Origin of the sequence: Burkholderia sp. Ac-20344, from assembly GCF_017104975.1 — a bacterium.
GTDB lineage: Bacteria > Pseudomonadota > Gammaproteobacteria > Burkholderiales > Burkholderiaceae > Burkholderia.
The window spans coordinates 1-20,915 of record NZ_JAAGPP010000075.1 but is presented as its reverse complement, the minus strand read 5'-3'; the positions used below and the strand labels follow the sequence as shown (position 1 = coordinate 20,915).

The 20,915-nt window shown below is 58.8% G+C and carries 17 protein-coding genes and 3 pseudogenes; 13 read left to right on the top strand and 7 right to left on the bottom strand.

The genetic code is table 11. From position 1 onward, the window contains the following. Positions 1-58 precede the first annotated feature (58 nt). The 4 genes and pseudogenes from G3N64_RS22570 to G3N64_RS39865 all read right to left on the bottom strand — a co-directional run. Positions 59-487 (bottom strand): annotated as a pseudogene (locus G3N64_RS22570) (YqaJ viral recombinase family protein); the annotation flags it as partial. A 70-nt stretch (positions 488-557) separates the two neighbouring features. Further along, positions 558-758, bottom strand: a complete 201-nt coding sequence (locus G3N64_RS22565) for a hypothetical protein (RefSeq protein WP_205785914.1) — start codon at positions 756-758, stop codon at positions 558-560. Then, positions 755-1,723: a DUF932 domain-containing protein gene (locus G3N64_RS22560; protein WP_205785893.1), complete on the bottom strand. Its 969-nt coding sequence runs from the start codon at positions 1,721-1,723 to the stop codon at positions 755-757. Before G3N64_RS22560 ends, G3N64_RS22565 begins: the two co-directional genes overlap by 4 nt. Positions 1,724-1,816: 93 nt before the next feature. Further along, positions 1,817-2,413, bottom strand: a complete 597-nt coding sequence (locus tag G3N64_RS39865) for a hypothetical protein (protein ID WP_346778834.1) — start codon at positions 2,411-2,413, stop codon at positions 1,817-1,819. A 287-nt stretch (positions 2,414-2,700) separates the two neighbouring features. On the opposite strand from G3N64_RS39865, the gene G3N64_RS22550 reads away from it, so the two are divergent. From G3N64_RS22550 to G3N64_RS22525, 6 genes are read left to right on the top strand one after another with little or no spacing between them, the layout of a single operon-like run. After that, positions 2,701-5,232, top strand: coding sequence for a type VI secretion system Vgr family protein (locus G3N64_RS22550; RefSeq protein ID WP_205785892.1), 2,532 nt, complete (start codon positions 2,701-2,703; stop codon positions 5,230-5,232). Positions 5,233-5,236: 4 nt separating this feature from the next. Beyond that, entirely contained in the window at positions 5,237-6,202 is a 966-nt protein-coding gene (locus G3N64_RS22545; protein ID WP_205785891.1) for a DUF4123 domain-containing protein, read from the top strand. A 40-nt stretch (positions 6,203-6,242) separates the two neighbouring features. Continuing rightward, the gene (locus G3N64_RS22540) at positions 6,243-9,104 is read left to right on the top strand and encodes a T6SS effector BTH_I2691 family protein (RefSeq protein WP_205785890.1); all 2,862 of its coding nucleotides are present in this window, start codon (positions 6,243-6,245) and stop codon (positions 9,102-9,104) included. 8 nt (positions 9,105-9,112) lie between these two features. Beyond that, positions 9,113-9,850, top strand: coding sequence for a putative type VI secretion system effector (locus G3N64_RS22535; protein WP_205785889.1), 738 nt, complete (start codon positions 9,113-9,115; stop codon positions 9,848-9,850). 52 nt (positions 9,851-9,902) lie between these two features. Continuing rightward, the gene (locus G3N64_RS22530; protein ID WP_205785888.1) at positions 9,903-10,637 is read left to right on the top strand and encodes a putative type VI secretion system effector; all 735 of its coding nucleotides are present in this window, start codon (positions 9,903-9,905) and stop codon (positions 10,635-10,637) included. 36 nt (positions 10,638-10,673) lie between these two features. Further along, entirely contained in the window at positions 10,674-10,925 is a 252-nt protein-coding gene (locus tag G3N64_RS22525; RefSeq protein ID WP_038789787.1) for a PAAR domain-containing protein, read from the top strand. Between the two features lie 50 nt (positions 10,926-10,975). Here the strand turns inward: G3N64_RS22525 and tssF are convergent, their stop codons facing one another. Further along, the gene (tssF, locus tag G3N64_RS22520) at positions 10,976-12,787 is read right to left on the bottom strand and encodes a type VI secretion system baseplate subunit TssF (protein WP_205785887.1); all 1,812 of its coding nucleotides are present in this window, start codon (positions 12,785-12,787) and stop codon (positions 10,976-10,978) included. A 789-nt stretch (positions 12,788-13,576) separates the two neighbouring features. On the opposite strand from tssF, the pseudogene G3N64_RS22515 reads away from it, so the two are divergent. From G3N64_RS22515 to G3N64_RS22500, 4 genes and pseudogenes are all read left to right on the top strand, one after another. Next, positions 13,577-14,774 (top strand): annotated as a pseudogene (locus G3N64_RS22515) (IS3 family transposase). A 32-nt stretch (positions 14,775-14,806) separates the two neighbouring features. Next, positions 14,807-16,030 (top strand): annotated as a pseudogene (locus G3N64_RS22510) (ribonuclease domain-containing protein); the annotation flags it as partial. A gap of 10 nt (positions 16,031-16,040) precedes the next feature. Next, positions 16,041-16,433, top strand: coding sequence for a barstar family protein (locus G3N64_RS22505; RefSeq protein ID WP_205785885.1), 393 nt, complete (start codon positions 16,041-16,043; stop codon positions 16,431-16,433). A 59-nt stretch (positions 16,434-16,492) separates the two neighbouring features. Next, positions 16,493-17,086 (top strand): hypothetical protein, encoded by a 594-nt coding sequence (locus G3N64_RS22500; protein ID WP_205785884.1) that lies wholly within the window; start codon positions 16,493-16,495, stop codon positions 17,084-17,086. Between the two features lie 159 nt (positions 17,087-17,245). Here G3N64_RS22500 and G3N64_RS22495 read toward each other — a convergent pair whose 3' ends face one another. After that, entirely contained in the window at positions 17,246-17,743 is a 498-nt protein-coding gene (locus tag G3N64_RS22495; protein WP_241021152.1) for an Arm DNA-binding domain-containing protein, read from the bottom strand. A 124-nt stretch (positions 17,744-17,867) separates the two neighbouring features. Between G3N64_RS22495 and G3N64_RS22490 the strand changes: the two genes are divergently transcribed. From G3N64_RS22490 to G3N64_RS22480, 3 genes are all read left to right on the top strand, one after another. After that, complete coding sequence (locus G3N64_RS22490; RefSeq protein ID WP_205785883.1) at positions 17,868-19,256, top strand: flagellar hook-length control protein FliK; 1,389 nt, start codon at positions 17,868-17,870, stop codon at positions 19,254-19,256. Between the two features lie 175 nt (positions 19,257-19,431). Further along, positions 19,432-19,587: a hypothetical protein gene (locus tag G3N64_RS22485; protein ID WP_185658149.1), complete on the top strand. Its 156-nt coding sequence runs from the start codon at positions 19,432-19,434 to the stop codon at positions 19,585-19,587. Between the two features lie 181 nt (positions 19,588-19,768). Continuing rightward, positions 19,769-20,248, top strand: a complete 480-nt coding sequence (locus G3N64_RS22480) for a GNAT family N-acetyltransferase (RefSeq protein WP_205785882.1) — start codon at positions 19,769-19,771, stop codon at positions 20,246-20,248. Positions 20,249-20,440: 192 nt separating this feature from the next. On the opposite strand, the gene G3N64_RS22475 is transcribed toward G3N64_RS22480, so the two are convergent. Beyond that, positions 20,441-20,915, bottom strand: a 475-nt coding sequence (locus tag G3N64_RS22475; RefSeq protein ID WP_205785881.1) for an HAD-IC family P-type ATPase, incomplete at its 5' end; no start/stop codon positions are given.

Below are 20,915 nucleotides of genomic sequence, written 5' to 3'. Positions count from 1 at the left end.
AACGGGGCATGCGACAATGGCCGACCACCGATTCCGTTCGACATCCGGTTCCGCGCCCGCGGGCCCCGCCATCCGATTTCCATTCCAGAATCTGTACGTCCGGAGCGCCGACGATCTCGCGATCGATGTTCGCGAGCATGAACGGGATCGAGGGATGCCGCAGCACGGCGTTCACGCGCCGAACCCGGTTGCCGGTCTGCTTCGTGTACGACGCTGCTACGATCGGCTCTAGTAGCGTTCCCCAATACGTCGGCGACGTCGTATCGTCCGGATCGGGACGAGGAAGGCCGTCGGCACGACCGGTTTTGTCGAGCCACAATTCCAGTGCGCTCATGTAGGGGTTGAGGCCGACCGCAGCGGCGGCATCCGATCCGCCGATGCCGGTTCTGCGCACGGCGAGCCAGTCGTCGCGACTTAGTTCTTGCGTCTTGACGAGCTTCAGTGCGGGCTTACGTGCACGGGGTGGTTCAGGGTGAGGTGTCGTCATGGTTTACTCCGAAAACAAAAAAGCCCGGCAGAGCGAATCTGACCGGGCGAGAGGTGAGGGGGGACGCGAGCTATTCGGAACCGATACGGCGAAGGGCGTCTTGCAATGCGTCGTGCGCGAATGTCACGAGCTTGCCGTTTCCGAGGTGGACAGTCGTACCCTGAGGTTTGATTTGCAGAATCGTGACGTAACGGCCGCCGAACCGTAACCCTGCTCCGCGCGGAATCTGAATTCGCATGTCGACGGCCAGAGGCGAAGTCGGCTTGGTCATGCGACAAGCTTCATCGCCTCGTCCCAGGCACGCTCCTTGAGCGTTGCACCCGCGCCGAACCAGGCTGCATCGAGGCGGTGATCGTCACTACGTGCGCGGCGATGATGATCCACGTACTCGGTGACTGCGTTGAGCAATCCCCACGCCGTACCTGACGCAGACGCCAGATCCGAACCTTTCCCGCGTCCGGCATAGAGCTGCCCCACTGCCTTGATTGCGCGCTCGTTGACGGCAACCGTGTCGCGATCGGGGAGATTGGCGGTCGAGTAGGTCAGTACGCGGCGCAGGAACGCTTCGGCCGCCGAGTCCGTCACCTTGCGTTCGGAGAGCGCCTTGGTGCGAACCATGAACGCGTCCCAGGTGGAGACGGCGATGCCGAGCTGGCGCTTCACGGCGGTGGCATCAAACTGAGAGCGGTGCGACACCTTGATCGCGCCAGCACTGTTCCCCAGGGCGATTTGCAACGTATTGTTGCAGACGACACGTACCGATGTGAATTGTGCCGTGGTGGCGAGCGTGCCGTCGCAGGCCGTCGCAAGCAGGAGGTAGCCGTTGACCTCATCCTTGCCTTTGAGACTGCCGGACTGCCCCGTGCGTGCGAGCGCCCAGAGCTTGCGGCCTTCTTTCAACACACCGGCCGTCTCGAGCTGGAACCCGCCGATTTCCGTCAGATCGCGATAGAACTCCAGAATCTCTTCAGGCTGCACGACTTGATAGCGCGCCGACACGACGGACAACGGTGCTTTGTTGTCGGATCGGTACAGCACCTTCTGTTCCGGAAACGCGTGGATCGAGCCGACACTACGATTGCCTGCAGCGACGAAACGAACTTCGGCTTCTTCGATCCGCCAGTCCATGCCGGCGGCACGCCTCCAGACTTCGAGCGGTTGTTTCGGGGCGAGCTTGTTTCCAAGACCGTGCCAGGGTTCGGCACCTGCGTAGGCCATCGATTGAACGAGATGCATGGTTGCTCCTTGAAAATAGACGAGGGCATACAGTCCGGCGAGCGCCGGACGGAAAGGGAGTCGGGGGAGGATGACGAGAGGGAGGCGAGCCGTTCAGCTCAGTGAGGCACTGAAGGCGTGGCCGCACGCGAGACAGACGTGGTTGTCCAAAACGCTGTCATCGATTGCTGCGCCGACAGCGGACCCGGCCGCGCAGCCCGCGGTGCTGCCGACGAGGCCGGCAATCACAGCACCGGCGAGTCCGCCGAAGACCGTGCCGAGTGGCCCGGCGATCGAGCCAACGACCGCACCGGTCTCCGCGCCAGCGAGCGCGGCGGCCTTGGCCGGAGTTGGATCGGGCTTACCCGGTTCGCCCATCAGCGATTCGATCGCGTCGTGCAGGTCGTGGCGAGCTTCGGTCACGGGGGATGCGTAGGCGGATTCTTCGCGCCGACTGAACGGAGGGTAGCTATCGCCCGATTCGGCGCTGGCTTCTTGCGCGGCGTGGAAAACGTGATCGTGGTAAGGCGCGTACGCTTCCCATTCGTCGAATTCATCGACCGGAATAGGGGCTGGGGAAGTAGGCGGTGTCGACGAGTTTGGACGGGCAGGACGGTCCTTCGTTGTCAACCAGTAGAAGCCGAACCCGAACATGGCGACGAGAACGAGCCCGAGGCCGATTTGGATGACGAGGTAGAGCGTGGGATTCACGAAAACTCCTGAGCAAAATGCGCCGACATTGGATTGCGTCAGCGGAGCGGCCGTAGCTGGTCGTGTTCAGGAAAGTGATATGTGATTTAAAAAATCTGGCTCACGAAAAATCGGAATTTTTTGCCTGAAAGATTGTGAGATTTCGGCAATTTCACGCCCGAACGTCAGGCCGTCAATTTATTTGAGATAGGTCGGTGCGAGAGGTGCCCTATCGTCTTGTTCCGAAAGGCATTTATAATCAGCCCTCGGCAGAAACCCCACCTGAATACCAACCAAGGGAAAGCTGCATGGGCCACACCGCACTTTATAAGACGTTGCGTCTGGGCGACGCGCAATACAATCGTCTTGTCAAACTCGACACGCCGCTTGGCGTCGACTGGTTATTGCCGCTCTATGTGAAAGGGACGGCTCGACTCGGTCGCGATTACGAATTCGTGATTGATGCCGTTTCACCACGCGGTAGCCAGATTGAACTGAGTGCGCTACTCGCCAAGCCGGTCACGCTCTGGATCCAGCAGACGGACGGCTCATACATGCCGATCCATGGCTACGTTCACCGGTTCAGCCGGCTGGGAGCGGATGGACCGTTGACTTTTTACAAACTGGCGTTCTCGTCCTGGCTCTATTTCTTGCGCCTGCGCCGCGACATGCGTGACTGGCAGGAGCAGAACGGCGAGCAGATTCTGGTGGACGTTTTCAACGAGCACCCGCAAGCGCGGGGCGCGTTCCGTGTCGATCTGCACAAGCCGCTGCCGTCCTATTCGAATCGCGTGCAGTGGGAATACGACCTGAATTTCGTCTATCGCAGCATGGAGGAGGTAGGCGTATTTCCGTACTTCGAGCAAGCCGAAAATGGCCGATCGCACACGATGGTTGTGACGGACGACGTTTATTTCGTCCCTCAACTGAAACAACCCGTTGTCGAGTTCGGTCCTACGGAAATCAGTGGGGAACTGGACGGGTTCGCGCAGTGGAAGGAGCAGCTTCAGATCGACAGTGCGCAGCTGACGTCGCGCTCGTTCGACTATAAGCGCCCCGATCTCCCTCGGCAGGTACAGGGCGTGACGGATGTGAACGGCGAGTTGCCGACCGATGGGGAAATCTACGATTACCCTGGCGCGTACATGTGGTCGGATCGTGAGCAAGGTGAGCGTCTTGCCCAGGTTCGGCTTGAAGAGCGCAAATCGCGGATGAAACGTTTTCATGGAATAGGCGGCTTGCGCTGCGCGATGCCGGGGCGGCGCTTCGAGCTTCGTGGTCATCCGGTGCATGATTCAGGCAGTCAACCGGATCGCGAATTCGTTCTGCTCGGGGTTGATTGGCTGATTTGCAATAACCTGCCTGGTCTGGACGAGGCGGACCAATTTCCCGACGGACTGGCTGCGGAAGTTGCGCAAGCGAAAGCTGGCGCGACGGTTCGCCACGCAGACGGCAGCGAAGGTTTCTTTCAGGTGGTGGTCGAGGCGCAACCGCGCAACGTCCCGTTCCGTAGCCCGTTCGAACACAAGAAGCCGGTGATGCAGTTGCAGAATGCAATCGTCGCCGGGCCGAGCGGGGAAGAGGTGTATACCGATTCGCTGAACCGGGTGAAGGTGTGGTTCCACTGGAATCGCCGCAATGGCCAGGATGAACGTGCATCGTGCTGGGTGCGCCCGACGTTTCTTGATGCCGGCTCCAATCGTGGTGGGATTCAACCACTACGCAAGGGCGACGAAGTGGTCGTCGGTTTCATGGAAGGTGACTGCGACCGGCCCGTCATCATCGCGAGAATGTACGGGGGGGCTACGCAGCCGGTGTGGCACACGAATGGTTTGCTGTCCGGCCAACGCTCGCGTGAGTACGGCGGTACCGGCTACAACCAGCTCGTAATGGACGACTCGACGCAGCAGAATCGGGTTCACCTTTACTCGAGCAGCTATCAGTCCCACTTGCACCTAGGGTACCTGATCCAGCAGACCGACAATACGCGCGGTGCTTTCCTCGGGAGCGGGTTCGATCTCAAATCAGACGCCTACGGCGCCATCCGGGCGGGGCAGGGCTTGTTCGTATCTACCCACCCGACAGCGGCAAATCAGCCGTTGAACGTAACGGCTGCGTCCGAGCAGTTAGCCAGTGCGGAAACCGTTGTGGATTTGACGTCGCAGGCGAGCTCGGCGAATCAGGCCGAAAGTTTGCAGGAAGGGCAGGACGCACTCAAGAAGTTCACCGATGCGACGCACTATAGCGTGAGCGGCGGCGCTGGCAGCGGCGGTCGTACGGGCGGCGGAGGCACGGGTAACGCGAATGGCTTTTCGACACCGATCATGCTGATGGCGAGTCCTGCGGGCTTGGGGCTGTCGACTCAGGATTCAGCACAACTGACGGCCAATCAGCAAGTCAATATCGTCAGCGGTAAGAGCACGCACGTGGCGGCCGGCAAATCGCTGATCGTAAGTGTAATGGAGAAGATTAGCCTGTTCGCGCAGAACGCAGGGATCAAGCTCTTTGCGTCCAAGGGCAAGGTCGAAATTCAGGCGCAGAGCGACGAGATGAAGCTCGCCGCGCTCAACGACGTGACGATCACGAGTTCGAACGGGAAAGTCGTGATTTCGGCGGAGAAGGAGATCTGGATCGGCGCGGGCGGATCGTACATCAAGATCACGCCTGATCTGATCGAGAACGGGACGAGCGGGCAGATTCTCGAGAAGTGTGCGAATTGGGACAAACCGGGAGCGTCTTCGATGCGCCTGCCTGCACAGATTGCCAGCGTGCCGAAGGGCTGTTCGTGGAAGACTGCTGCGGCCTCAGCCGATAGCGCGTCAAGTATCGTATTGGAGTGACTGGATGGAAGCGTTCGAACCGCTTGAAGACGCGAACCGTAAGTCCGTCGACTCGATGGTGAGTGTCTTGCGTGCCTATTTCGACCAGCACAATGAATCGCGCTGTTGTCTCGTTGTCGATCCGAGCCAGCGTCCGTTGCCTCAAAGCGACGAAGGCGCACCGTCGTTCGATGATCAGCCTAGCGCCGTCATCACGATTGCACACGAGGCCTTTCCTGGAGATCGTTGCCCATATTTGATCGAATTGAATTTATCGACATCCGAAGGTGTAGCGTTGTTGGTTGAAAGCGTTCGGGTAGCCTTCGCGGATCGACAACCGGACGCGGTAGCAAAGGGGCTGGGGCAGCGAATTGGAGGCTGGTTGGCGAGCGATGCGGCACTAGAACAGATCGCCGGATACTGGTCGGATAACGTACTGCAGATCGACGATCAGGGGCGCCGATGCGCGTTGCGCTTCTACGACGCTCGTGCGCTGAGCCTGATGTGGCCGATTCTGTCGGATGGGCAAAAGCGGGCGTTGCTGGGCCCGGTCAAGGCCTGGCACGCGTTGGATGCACGTGCAAAGCCATGTGTCTATGCGTCGGAAACTGCGTTGCGTACCGAACTGGATCTGACTGATAGGCAGTGGTCTGACATCCACCGCCATGGGCTAATTAATCGAGCGCTCGCATTGCATATGCTGGCTACACAGCGGCAGCCGCAATCTAGCGAAGTGGAGACTGCGATTGCGAGCGCGACCCGTGCGGAACAGCATGGACTTGTTGATCGCGAGGACAAAATCGCATTCATCGGTCATGCGCTGACATGGCATCCATATTTCGATCGTCATCCGAGCGTTGCGCACGCATTGCGCCAGCGTGCATCGGACGAGTTCTATACGGCGGCAGTCGGTGAATTGAGCGAAGACGAAATCGAAGAGATTCGACGCGGGATGTGGTACGACGAGTCGGTGACCGTTTCGTCTTCCTAGCCTCAGCAGAACAAATCTAACTCCCATATCGAGAGAGCGAATGGATACAGCAAACCAGTGCGACAACTGCGAAAAGACGGGGCTACCTATCTTGCCGGTTCGGTACACGGTCGTGCCGAATACCGTTGCGGCAAAATTGCCAGCTGGCATTGGCGGGCACGGGGTGACCGACGTCAAACTTACGGAACACCGATACGCGGTGCGCACGTTGCGTGCAGGTTGGGTGTATCTGTTCTACGTAAAGGGTGCGCGAGGCAGCAACTACTGGGAAGCATACAACGTGACGGAGGACGGGCGTTTGTGGAAGCAGTCGCTCCCGTTACCGGCCGAGCCGACGACTCATCCCGCGTGCGCAAAGAAAGCAATCGCAGTGCCGATGGACATCATTGCGATCGAGAGGCCGGAGAAGTGTACCGACCGTGTGTATATCGCGTTTTCGCAGCATGCGTGGCATCGCGATACGTTCGAGCTGTACAAGAAAGATGCAACGCTTCGTCAGCAACGTATGCAATGGATCGAACCGTCGAAATGGATCTCGACCGGCCACGATGCGCAAGGGCACGCTGTCGTTGCAACCCAACAAGGCATCGATGACGTCATCGAATATATGCCGGGTCTCGATCCCAAACTGTTGCAGCCACCTACGCAGACGCTTAGCGACGAAACTGGCAAATACAAGCCGGAAGTAATGCGTCAGGAGACGACCTGTTACCCGCTGCATATTCGTCAGGCTTCTCCTGGGTCGGCCAGTGACGCGTTGATCAGAGTGATGAGCGACGTCGGCCAGCTCGATAAGGGCAAGCATCATCCACCGATGCTGTTGGCATTGTGGGACGGTATCGGGAACGTTCATGAATTGAATGGCTTCCGAAACGACGCTGGGAGCTGGCTGCTGACGTACACGCGTGAGCGAGTGAGACAGATCGATGCGCTCGAGTCGATTACTGCTGCGGAAGGAGCGGTACGCAACGGTGCAGTCGAGTCGAAAAGCCGCTCGCGATCGGCGTGGACGGCCGGTTGGGAAGCGATGAAGAATAATCCGTATGCTGCAGACGGGGTTCCTGATGCTCTGGTTGTATCCCCGGAACAGCAAGCGATGTCCGATCAGAAAATTGCAGCCGCTGGAGTGATCACACCGGCCGAGGCAAAGAAGATAGGCGATGCCGCTTGGCCGAAGTATTACGGCAAACTCGACCCACGCACGCTGGGCGTGTTTCGGCCGTGGTACGAGTCAGTGCAGAAGGCCTCGCACCAGTTGCAGGCCATTCGAACGCCGGATGTTGGCGCGTGGTTGAAGGCCTCGACGTTCCTGGTCACGCTGCACGATTATCACGAAAACGATTTCGACGATGGGCTGGCCTTTGCCGCCGTCATCGATGGTGCGTTGTGGGGTTTACCGTCGGAGGAAAAGGGCGCCAAGTTGATTGAAGATTTGGTCAACAACATGGACCCCACGCAACCGTCGAGTCTGGTCTGGCGGGCATATGCGTACAACCAGCAGGATCAGAAGGAGGAAATCAAGGCGCTGCTGGCGAAGGCTACTGAATATAAGGCGCAGCCGCCGAGTGTTGGGGATCAGGTCAGCCATTGGGCCGACTTTGTGTCATCGTATCTCATCAAGAATGCGAAGGCGTTCCTGAAGTTTTGCGACAAGATGACGGATGTGCTGAAGCGGGGGACAACGGCCGCGTCGGGTTCGGAGTATGTGGTGAAAGGAGTTCATGCCGATCAGCTCGCCGTGACGATGGGCAATGGCCTGTTCAAATGGAGTAAAAGTGCGGAATTGGCTGATAGCGTCGGCATGTACCTGATTCGTGGCACGTTGATGATACGAGGCGGGATTGCGCAGGCGGACACATTCAAGCTCATCAAGGCCGCGATTGCGGCCGAGCCCGCGATGCGCCTGGCTTTGCAGATGGGTTATCGCGAGCTGCGGCAGCAGGGTATGCCGCCGCCTCAGGCGTATATGCGTTCGCTGCAAGCCGTAGGATCGGATAAGCGTGTCAAGAGTTTGACGGACATGTGGGAGGAGGTCAGCAAGTCGCAAAAGGGAGCGTCGACACAATTGAATGCCCGGCTGGCTAGTACGCTTGTGGTAATCGAGATGCTGAACTTCGGATGCTTGCTTGCCAAAGCGGACAAAAATAGCGATGACTATGCGCTGCTGGTTGCATCCGGGGTGTCGGTGGTGGGTGCGGTTTTTACGGTTTCGGAGAAGGCGCTCAAGGCGTTCGGGAGTGAGGCAGCGCAGACACTGCGCAATCTGAAAGCGATAACGAGTTTCTTGGGGGGAGTTTCGGCGATGATTCAAGGAGTTGTCGATCTCCACAAGGGATTCGATAAAGCTAAAACTAATAATTACCGTATTGCCGTCCTTTATTTCGTCAAGGCAACGCTTGGTATTGGCACGGGCCTGTCGTACCTTCTTACCGCTCTGACATCGTCGGCTCCACTGCTCGCTCGTCTTGCTGGTAGTGGGAGCCGTATTGTGATTCTGGCAAGGGGAGGTGCTGCGGGCATTGCCGGTGCGACCGCCCGACTCGGATCGTTCACAACCCCCGAGGTTGCGGAGGCCGGCGGGTGGTTTGCTCGACAGGGTGCGGCAAAGAAGGCTGGCATGACCGCAGTCGGTACAGCGGTGGAGGAGGCTGGCATAACGGTCGGTTGGCGAGGGGGATTGTTGCTCCTCGGTCGAGGTGTTTTGATCTTGACTGGTTGGGAAGTCGCCGTGGCAGTGGTCGCTATTCAGTTTTTGATTTGGTATTTTTCGGACGATGAGTTGCAGACATGGCTTGAAAAGTGTGCATTCGGACGAAAACCTGCGAATCCGGCTTGGGACGCGGGAAAGCAGAGCGATGAATTTGAAAAGGCATTGAAAGTAATGGGTCTTTCGACTGACTGAATGGATTAATGATGGCAGACACGGCACAATCCGCCCCTACACAGCTTTTGAGAGGGCATATCCGGAATCTTCGGAGCACGAGGCAGTCCCAGGAGTTTTTGTTTACAGATGCTGATCGGATGGCGATGGGGGTTACGGCTGTTGCTGCGGGGCTGGCGGGTCTTGGCGGTGTAGCTATTGGGTTGGCTGCGTCCGCAGATGATACGGCCGAGGAGGCTGATCTGCTCGAATTTGAACTGGATGGTAAGAGCATTCGTGCTTGGGTATGGGTATCCGTGTTCAAAGAAGGCGACGAAGTCGAGATTGTCGCTGAACGACTGGGTCAGGTATGGCATGCATTTGGCATCAGGCGTGTCAGCGATCGAATCGTGGCGCTGCATCCGCATTGCAGTCGAGGCCGATATGCGCACTATAAGGCGACTGTGCGATGGTGGTTTTTGATCTATTTGTCGATGATGTCGATCATGATTATTTTGGGGGGGGTCATGTCTTTCTTTGATCCCGTTGATAACTGGTTGGGGATTTTTTATATGTATGCGGGTGGGGGGGCTATAGTTGCCGCTATTTTTGGCGTGATTGCATTCAACATATCTAGAAAATTCATGGGATTCGTGCGCCTCGCTGAGGGGATTTTTTCTGGTTTTGGTTGGAAGAATGTGAAGAACATCGATCTGCCAGCGATCACCAAAAAGAACAAGAAGCCGGGGGATCCTGGAGCATTAGGTATCTTGTATTTTCGTTATTAGCGGACGTCCGATAACTCGGCAGCGGGGTTTCGGTTGACGGGGCGAATTAACGATGACAGACACAGCACAATCCTCCCCTACTCAGCTATTGAGAGGGCATATCCGGAATCTTCGTAGCACGAGGCAGTCCCAAGAGTTCTTGTTTACAGATGCTGATCGGACAGCGATGGGGGTAACGGCCGTTGCGGCTGGCCTTGCGGGGCTTGGCGGTGTGGCTATCGGGCTGGCCGCGTCTGCGGACGATACCGCCGAGGACGCTGATCTGCTTGAATTTGAACTGGATGGGAAGAGTATTCGTGCGTGGGTATGGGTATCCGTGTTCAAAGAGGGTGATGAAGTCGAGATTGTCGCAGAGCAATTGGGCCAAGTATGGCATGCATTTGGAATCAGACGTGTCAGCGATCGAATCGTGGCGCTACATCCACATTGCAGTCGAGGCCGATATGCGCACTATAAGGTGACGGCGCGATGGTGGATTGGACTGACGGGCGCATTTTTGTTGTGCTTTAATATTTTTGCTGTAATTGTTTTGTATTTTAGCGGCGAGAACGATTGGCTTGGTGTTTTGAATTTATTTTTGGGGGGCGGGGTGATCGTTGCGGCCATCACTGGCATAATTTCAGTTCGTATAGGCAGGAAGATGATGAAATTCGTTCGGCTTGCTGAAGGAATTTTTTCTGGTTTTGGTTGGAAGAATGTGAAGAGCATTGATCTGCCGGCGATCACGAAAAAGAGCAAGAAGCCGGGAGATCCGGGTGCATTAGGAATTTTGTATTTCCGCTACTAACAGTAGTTCGCTCACTCGAAGGTTGGGGCCTTATCGATGATGAATCTCATCCGCGTCGGCGATGATACCGACCACGGCGGCAAGGTGATCACGGGTTCGTCGACGATGCGTTTCGACGGTCGTTTCGTTGCTCGCAAGGGGGATGAGGTAACTTGCCCCCAACACCCGGACGTCAAACCGAATTTGATCGAAGAGGGCGATGAATCGATGACGGATAACGGGGTACCGATTGCTCGGCACGGTCACCGGGCGACCTGCGGTTGCCACCTGATTTCGAGCCTTACCTGATCGGCACGCGCTACGGCGTGACGTGAACTTCGCGGTTTGGACGCGGGAGATCACGCGAGCATGATTGTGCCTGGTCGTGGCGTGCAACGTCGAATTTCCGCGCCTGTGTTGGCTGACATCACGACAAGTTGAACAAAGCTGGTCGTCGGCGCGTGCACCGTGAAGAAGTGATCCATCACGCTGATGAATGCGTTCAAACTGACGGCGGGAAACGCTTGTTCGTCGACCGTCAACGTTACTTCCAAACCCCGAACGAAACTCGGCATTGGTTTTCCTGGAAGCCAGAGTTGTTTGGTTCGATGGCTCAAGTTCGTCAGTCCGTCGAGGAATTTCGCGTGTCCAGCGGATTGAGTGGTGAATTGGCGGAACAGGCGTTTCAGCTCCGCAAGCCCGGTGCGGGTCAATTCGATCGAGTGCGGGGCGAACTGCGTGATGAGCCGCCAAGCTGCGTCGCCTTCGCTCGACAATCGCGCGACTTCTGTCGGTGCGTCCAGCATCACGATGCGCGACACCATCGTTCCCTGCTCGTTTACCAGATCACCATCCTCGGCGCCGGCCCGCATCGTGCGAGGGAAATCGCCATTCGAGCAGGTGACATCTGCCGTTATCTGTTCGATTCCGGTGTCGGCGGCCGGTCGGCCGTCGAGTCCGACCAAGCTGAGCGCGGTTTCTTTCTTTCCCGGTGGCGAGGCCGCGTTATGGTGCGCGAGAACCCAATAGGGACCGGCCGGTTTGCCGGAACTGCCGTGCATGAGCGATGTGAACGGATGAATGACGTTCGCTCTGGAACTGCCTGTCGTGGCACGAACCGACTCGACAGACCAAACTTCGACACCCGCAACGCCCGTATTCTGGGATTGCACGGGGTACGTGTTCGTGATCGGACTCCGCTTGAGTGGCAGCGACGAAAGCCGGAACAGATTGACGATCGGTGTGCAAAAGAGCCTCAGATTGTCCGCCGACAGATTCTTTAGTCGTTGTGCCGTCCACGAATCTGGATGAACGCCGCAAATGGCGAGATGCAAGGTAAGTTGCTGGCTGGAGCCTGCCGTATGCGCGAGCGCGGCGAGATCGACGTCGACGAAATCGAATTTCTTGGGGAACGCAAAATATTCGCTCAGTAGCCGCAGGGCTGGTGGACCGTCGTCTTCGTCGAGAAGCTTCTCGGCCTCATCGTAGCCGGCGGCGGCGAGCGGCGGTGTGGTCAGCGTTGACCAGCGACGTTCGGCGTTTTCGACGAAGGCGGCTGCCGTGCGCATCGTCATCGTATCCATTGCCGCGCCGACGACTTCGCGAGGGCCGTTGACATGGATGCGCAACGGGCTGGGGACGGTGTCGATGCGAAAGTCGGGGCGGGTAACAGCAAAGGTGATGGACAGCAGACCGGTTGTGCCAGCGGGCAGGACGACGTCGGAGGGGACTGCCGTTGCCGGGGCGTAGCGCGCAGCCGAAATTCGCACGGGAGCCAACGTTACGTCATATACGGTTCGGAAAAGGCAGTCTTCCGTTTTGCTCGCCAGTTCAGTGCCGAGGGCAATGAGCGATGGCTCAGTGAGCTTTTCGAACATGTCTGAGACATCGAACTGCGCGATTGCGCATGCAGGAACCGTTCGGAGATACTGGGGATACAGCATGCCGAGGAGGGCTTCGGCGAATTGCGGATAGTTGTCGTCAAGCCGGCTTCCTATATCCGCAGCGAGGAGAGCGAACGACTGCAGCATTCGTTCGACGTGGGGATCTTCGGAGCGGTCGCCGGAAATCCCGAGGCGAACGGCAATTTTGGGATAGCGTGTCGCAAAGATCGCAACTGACCGGCGCAGCAGTGAAAGTTCTCGTTCGTAGTGCGGAAGCAGATGATCCATTGCGTGAAATAATGAACCGGCCGGACAGTAAAACGCCAAGTCTTCCTCTGGCGCAGCTGCGCTGAATGTGTCGGGCACGCCAACGTTTGACGTTGCTATGATAACCGCTTAGACGGAAGGGCCTACACGTCGATCGTCTCGGCGGCCCGCTGGATTCCGCGATCAGCGGGACCGGAGCGTCTTGTGCCGCCCACAACGTATCTTTGTCGCACATGCCAGTTCAACAAGACGAATCGCATCCGGTGCTGGGCCGTAGTCGCGCCTTGCGCAATGCGGCCGAAAAGCATGGCCTGATTTGCCTGGATTCGACCTATCGAGGACTGCGGGGAAAACACCGCTTCGCGTGCGAATATGGTCACGTAACCCGTATTAGCCCGCGCAACTTGATTCGTCAGCGGGAACTCGGTTGCCGGGAATGTGCACAGATTGCCGCTACGGCACGCATGCACCATCTTGCGCAGACGGTCGATTCGATCTGCCTGAATGCAAAGTGGCGAGGCACGGCTGCACAATACCGTTTCCGCTGCAATGCTGGGCATACTTGGTCATGCCTCGGTCAGTCTCTGCTGCGCGGGGCGGGGTGTACGGTCTGTGCCGCGTTGAATGGCCAGTTGACAGGGGCGCCGCTCCTGAATGGCCTGAAGCGATTGCAAGACGCCGCTGCGCAGCATGGAGGCGTTTGTTTGTCGAGGCGATACAAGGGCGTCCAGGCCAACTATAAGTTTCGATGTGCTGATGACCCTTCCTCGATTCCACGTACAGCAAGAAGTTTGATAACTTTTTGACTGTATGGAGAAGAACATGGCAGAGAACGTAGTACCGAGACGGCAGTACACGAAGGAATTCAAGGTTGAGGCGGTGCGGCTCGCTGAGAGCGTCGGTCAGCATGAAGCCGCTCGCAGGTTGGGTGTGCCGGTGGCGACGCTGGGGAACTGGTGCCGTGATCAACGCGATGGCAGTGCGCAGGCTGCAGCGGGGCCGGCGCCGAGCGCACCGAGCTCAAGTCGTCGCCCGGTCAGCGACCTGGAGGCCGAGAACAGCCGTCTGCGTAAGGAACTGGCCAGCGCAAAGTTGGATATCGAAATTCTTCGAAAGGCGACGGCGTACTTCGCGAAGGGGGCGCGGTGAGGTACGCCTGGATTGACGCACATCGCGACCAACACAGCGTAAGTCGGCTTTGCCGGGTTCTGGATGTGTCGCGCAGCGGCTATTGCCAGTGGCGCGGCCGAGAGCCAAGTCGGCGGGAACTGGCCATGCCATGTTGGACGCTGAGGTCGCCGCCATTCATCGTGACAGCCGCGGTAGCTATGGCCGTCCTCGTATCGTGCGAAAGTTGCGTGCTCAGGGGCGGCCGGCGAGCGCTGAACGCGTGCGTCGCAGCCTGCAACGCCAGGGGCTGCGCCCGGTCTACAAGCGCCCGTATCGGGTGACGACGGATTCGACGCATCGCCTGCCGGTGGCGCCGAATCTGTTAGATCGGCGTTTCGACGGCTGGCGGCCCAATCAAGCCTGGGTAAGCGACATCACCTTCGTCAGGACCAGCGAGGGCTGGTTGTATCTGGCGGCGATCCTGGATCTGGCGAGCCGGCGCATCGTCGGCTGGTCGATGTCCGAGCGGATCAACGCGGATCTGGTCTGCCAGGCGTTACGCAGCGCGTGCTGGCAACGCAAACCGCCACCGGGATTGCTGCTGCACTCCGATCGCGGAGCCCAATACGCCAGTCGCGCGTACCGGAAATTGACCGCCGCGTTCAAGATAAACGTTTCAATGAGCCGCCGCGCCAACGCTTGGGATAACGCCCCGATGGAGAGCTTCTTCAAGACGCTGAAGGTCGAAAGAATCTACCAGACTCATTACGACACGCGTGCCCACGCCCGCCTGGATATCGTCGATTGGATCGAGGGCTATTACAATCGGCAACGCCTGCATACCTCGATCGACTTCCTCACCCCCGTCGACTACGAGGCTAGCTTGATCGCCGCATGAGATGCTGTACGTGAAAACGAGGCAGGGTCACTTCGTCAGTGTCGGGCGCCGGCGGTGTCACGCCGATGGTGTTCCAGAACGACAGCGGCGACCAGAGTGCGACGACGAAGAGCGCGGTGAGTGCTGGCGCGATCAATATCACGAAGCCGAACGAACAGACTCAGGACCTCGCGAACCTGAACCGCGATGCGACGAATCTGAACGGGACGGTCGCGAAGACGCCCGACATCCAGAAGACGTTGTCGCAGCAGGCCGATACGATGAACGCAGCGCAGGCAGCCGGGCAGACGATTTCGCAGGGGATCGGGCTGTACGCTGATGGCAAGCGCAAGGATGCGATCGACGCGGCCAAGGCCGCCTACGAGCGCGGCGACCTCGTTGCGATGCAGTCGTACATCGACCAGGCGCAGAGTTGGGATGAGGGCGGTGCGTCGCGCGCGGGCTTGCAAGCAACCGGCGGTGCGCTGATCGGCGGGCTCGGTGGCGGCAGTGCGCTCACTGCAATCGGCGGCGCAGCGGGAGCCGGCGCGTCGTCGCTGCTGGCGAACCAGGCTGAGAAGATCAGCAAATCGGTTGGCGATACGACCGGCTCGCCGCTTGTCGGCAACATCGCTGCGAACGTCGCGGCAACGGTCGGTGGCGCACTGGTTGGCGGCAGCGCCGGAGCGGCCGCCGCATCGAACGTCGAGCTTTACAATGCGAACGAAGACAGGAACCGCAGAGAAGATCAGAAGGAAATTGCTGAACTCCAGGACCAATTGCACAAAGAGCAGGCCATGCTCGGCCAGCGAAGCACCATTCAGAAGAACGATGGAGGGAGTGCTGTTGTTCCGGGTTCGTTGAATAGTGCAGTTGGAGCGGCAGGTGGGGGGAAAGCGGCGGGTAAGTCTCCTATCGGAGCATCGACCACTACGTCTGGTACAACGCCGATGATCGGCGGGGTTACAGTTGTTGATCGACGAACCGGCGCTGTCTATCAAGGGACCGTAGATCTACAACCGACATTAGATAGAATTGCAAATGGCGGCGCTCCAATTTCCAGGAATGACGGTACGACCTTCGAAAACCGTCCTGTAAAGGGGGCTCAACTCTTACCCGTAAAACCGGATGGTTATTACAAAGAGTATGTTGTCCCGACTCAGGGAGTCAATGGGCCGGGTCCGCAGCGAATAATTACGGGGAAAGGTGGAGAAATCTATTACACTCCAGATCACTACGACTCGTTTGTGCCGATCAAACCAAGCAAACCCCAATAGGCGATCTATCGTGACCTTGGCTGATAATTTTACGTTTGCGCAATCGCCAGCGAATTTCGCTGAAGACGATGCATTTCTCGCAAGAGTTTCCGGGGATATTCGGACTGCGGAACGGCTTTTTGAAATTTTTTATCGAGAATTAAACTTGCCAGGCTATTTTGGGTTTAATTGGAATGCGTTATTTGACTGCCTTCGAGATTTTCATTGGATCGATGAGCGACGCGTAGTAATTATTCACGAAAATTTTCCCGAACTAAATTTTAGTGAAATGAAAGTGTATCTCGAGGTTTTGCGTGATGCCGTGCTTGATTGGAAGCCGGGTGAATCGCATTTGCTACAAGTTGTATTTGATGAACGAGATCGTTATAAAATTGAGCGGATCATGTCCGGGGAAGATTCCTGAAATATTAATCTGGCCCTCTTCTGAATTTTGATTTTAATTGTGGGAAAATGAGGGGTGTAATGGATCGTGCTGAATCGAACTTCAGGTCGGTAGTGGGAATTTTGAAATCAAAAATAGCTCTCGCTATTATTTTTTGCTCGACGGCAGTTAGTTTCTTAAGTGCCTGCAGTATGCATGAGATGATTTATGGTTTGGATCCATCGAAAATTACACCCATTGACGCAACGTTGACGGGCAATATGGCAAACGACGTTTCGATTTTCTACGGAACATATCGTCTCTTGAGTGGCTCACTCGGGCGTGGTGTTGTGGCTCTGGAGGTCACCCCAAGTCAATATGGGAAGCCGATATTTTCATTCATAAATGACAAGGGAATTCCGCTTATTAGAAACAGTCCGCCATCATGTAAAATTGATAAGGGTGCTGCAAGCTTGGTGGGATCGATTCGATGCGGAGAAATTACGTTTTTCCAGACGAATGCATTCTTTAGCTTAAATTCAGCCGTTCACTCAAAGAATGACGCTCCCGGCACCTATTCCGGAATTGTGGATTATAAGATTGTCGAGTTCAAGCCAAATTGGTACACATTTGATGTGCGTTGGCCGGGGCAGCGCCCTGAAAGCCGCAGCGCTCTTCTGGAAAAAGTGAAATAGAAATGTATTCTTTAAGCGGGTTGCGCCTAGTGTGACAGATGAAATAATTTTATTTATCTGATAGTCGAAATCATTTGAAACCTAAACTCTCAATGAAGATGCACACTGGCAGTGCAGTCTGGGAGCACTTTCTCACGTGGCGAAGGAAAGACTAGCGTCTCATGCAATAGAGGTGGCCTCGCAGTCACCGGGGCTAATAGCGTCGAGCTTGCGGTTGCCGAGCTTGGGGAAGACATAGGCCTCTAGGCTGCTGATCCATTGAGTTGCATGCTTGTCGCTTTTCCAACTGGGCTTTAGTTCGTCGTGGACTTGGCGGGCGGCTTTCTCGAAGGTGAGGGTTGCGGCGGCCACGCTAGCTGCTTCTCGATCTCTATTGCGCTGGTCGATTGGGTCTTCGCCGTTATCGATAAGTTTGCGCATCGTCAGCGCTTTCTCGCGTGCCTCAGCGATGGAGATTTCGGGGTAGGTGCCCAGACCTGCGTCACGTCGCTTACCGGTCACGGGACTGGTGAAGCGCAGGGTCCACTTGCAGCCAGACTTCGTCGGGGTGAGCAGCAGTCCGGTTACCTTGCCGTCGAAGACGGGTTTGTCGGTTGGTTTGAGCGCTTTGGCTTGTTTGTCGGTTAGCATCGGTTTTTGGCCCATCGCATAGCCCATCGAGAATCACTGGATAGGGCTGGATGGTGTCAGAGTAAATTGGACGGGTTGATGATGCAAGTTATTGATTTCGTGAAAGATAATTGGATTTCGATGGATGTTATTGGACAATAATTTGGCAGACATGACCGAATCCGTTTCCACGCCTCGCTCCCGCTCCCGTTCCAATCGTTCGTCGGCCCGTTCCCGCCAGCGCTCGGCCGCTGCCGCGGGCAGTACGTCCGCGAGGGCGACGGCGCGCTCCGGCAGTGCGCCGGCCGACGCGTCGCGGGACGAACGGACGCTCGACCTGTTCGGCGATCCAGTGCTCGAGCCGGGCGAGCGCGCGCCGGTTGCGGTGCGTGAGGACGCGATTGCGGAAACCGAAGCGGCGGCCGGTATCGCGGACGACGTGGCCTCCGGGCGGCAGCCCGCGCTGGACGGGTTCGGCGCGCCGGAGGGGGCGACCGCGGCAGGGCATGCGGAAGCGGCAGACGGTGCTGTGACGCAGGAAGTCGCGACCGTGGCCCGTGGCGTTTCGTCGCCTGAAGGTGGGGATGTCGCAAACGCCTACGCCGTCCCGGCTTCCGGCGGTGTTGCAATCACGGCAGTCGATGTTTCTCTGGCCGAGGGCGTTGTAGCGAAGGCCGTCGATGTGCCTGCAGTCGACGGCGTCACGACGGTGGCGACCAAGCTGCAAGCGGCCGACGGTGCTGCGGCGAACGCGACCGAATCGCAAGCGGCTGGCGGTGAAGTCGCGACGGCTGTTGTTGCCGCGGCTGCGGTCAAAGCCCGCGAAGGGCGATCTGCCGGCGACGCCGTGAAGGAGCGTCGTGCGTCGTCGGGCGGCAAACGCCGGACGGCCGCCGGCGCAAGCGACGCGACAGCGGAGCAATCCGCGCCGGTCGTGACGAGCGTCGACACGGTGTCGGAAGCGGCCGGGGCGAGTTCGGCGCCGGACGCGGTGTCGATGGCCGAGCCGCAGTCGTTGGCGCAGCCGGCCAAACCGGGGGGCGCCGCGAACACGGCGAACCCCGCAAAGGCCCATGACGTCGCGCCGCAGGCCGACGCTCCCATATCCCCCGTCACGCAGCCGATGGCTTCCGCTGCCTCCTTTGTCACGAAGCCGTCGGCGGAGCGCGCGCAACCGGCCGCGCCGGCCTTCGATCCGGATACGCACCTGCGCCCGCTGACCGACCGGCTCGCCGCGCTGCAGGCCGACGTGGACGGCCTGACGGGTACGGCCGATCGCGAGATGCGCCGCGTCAACCGCTTGCTGCTGGCGCTGGCTGTCGTCGTGCTGGCCGGGCTCGTCGCGCTGGTGCTGCAGACGCGGCAGATCGCGCACCTGAAGCAGGACGTGGCCACGAAGCAGCAGCGGATCGATCGCCTCGCGGCCGATCTGTCGACGCAGCAGGCAACGCTGATGACGCTCGAGGAACATCACGAAGCGCTGCTGTCGCAAGTCGACCGGCTTCAGCGCAATGCGAATCGCGAGGCAGCCGTGGCGAAGCGTGCTCGCCGCACGCGTTAATCGTTTCGACCCTATCCTGGAAGCCCGACGGAACAAGGATCGCCATTCTGTATCGGCGATCGGCCGTCGAGCGCGTGCGGCAAACTGATGCGGTGCGCTGGCAGAGTTAAGGGAAAACCCTTAGAATGGAGTCCATCTAAGGGGAAACCCTAGTCATATCTGTCAGGAGTCTCACATGAGCTTCATCCTCGCCCTGCTGCAAAAGATCGACGACCTTTTCGTGTCTCCGCACCTGCCGCTCGACGCCGAATACTCGTACGCTGCGCGTCACGCCGAAGCCGAGCGCGTGCGCCGTGCGCACCTCGTGCCGATCGTCCTGTACCGTCGCTGATTCGCTGATTCGCTGATTCGCTGATTCGCTGATTCGCTGATTCGCTGATTCGCTGATTCGCTGATCCGCTGTCTGCGCGGCGCCCGCCGCACCTGCCCGCCCGCTTTCTGCCGCCGCATCGCGCGCCGGCGCGACCGTCCCGCTACACTGGAAGTCCGATTTCGTTCACGGTGACCGGGCCATGCTGCAGATGCGGCCGATGACGGCCAGCGAATTCCACGCGTACCGCACGCGAGCCATCGACGGCTACGCGCGCGATCTCGTTTCATCCAGTCAAAATGCTGTCGAAGACGCCGCCAGCCGGGCGCGTGCCTGTTTCGACACGCTGCTGCCGGACGGCCTGCGGACCTCCGGCCAGACCCTCGTCGTGCTCATCGACGGCGCCAGCGGCGACGCGGTGGGCGACCTCTGGTACGCGATCGTGCCCGAAGGGCCGAACCGCACGCTGTTCATCTACGACCTCGACATTGCCCCGTCCCGGCGCCGCCAGGGCTGGGCTACGCGTACGCTCGAGGCACTCGATGCCGAGGCGCGCCGGTACGGCGTCACCGAGATCGGGCTGTCGGTGTTCAATCACAACGCGGCGGCCCGCGCGCTGTATCGCGCGTGCGGCTTCGTGCCGATCACGACGACCTTGATCAAGCCGGTCATTTCGGACTGAATTCACCGGCTGGCAGCGGGTCGTCATCGTCATGCGCTGGCGATTCGACTCGCCGCGACCGGCCAACGCTGGCCGACCTCACGATCCTTCCTGTTCGCCAAGCGTCAAGCGCCAAGCGCCAAGCGCCGAACGCAAGCACCAGGCACCGAACGGCCATCCGACCAGCCGTCCAGCAATTGCCACCCTCCCGCATCACCGCGCGCGCCCCTTCCATCTCCGCAACAGCAACGCGTTGGTCACGACGCTGACGCTGGAAAACGCCATCGCCGCGCCCGCGATCACCGGGTTCAGCCAGCCGAGCGCCGCGAGCGGCACGCCGACCAGGTTGTAGACGAACGCCCAGAACAGGTTCTGCTGGATCTTCCGGTACGTGCGCCGGGAAATGTCGATCGCGTCGGCGACGAGCGCCGGGTCGCCACGCATCAGCGTGATGCCGGCCGTGTGCATCGCGACGTCCGTGCCGGTCGCCATCGCGATGCCGACATCGGCTGCGGCGAGCGCGGGCGCATCGTTGATCCCGTCGCCGACCATCGAGACGATTCCGCCGTGCGTGCGCTTCAGCTCGGCGACGACGCGTGCCTTGTCGTCGGGCAGCACCTGCGCATGCACCTCGCCGATGCCGAGCGACGCCGCGACGGCTGCCGCGCTGCCGCGGTTGTCGCCCGTA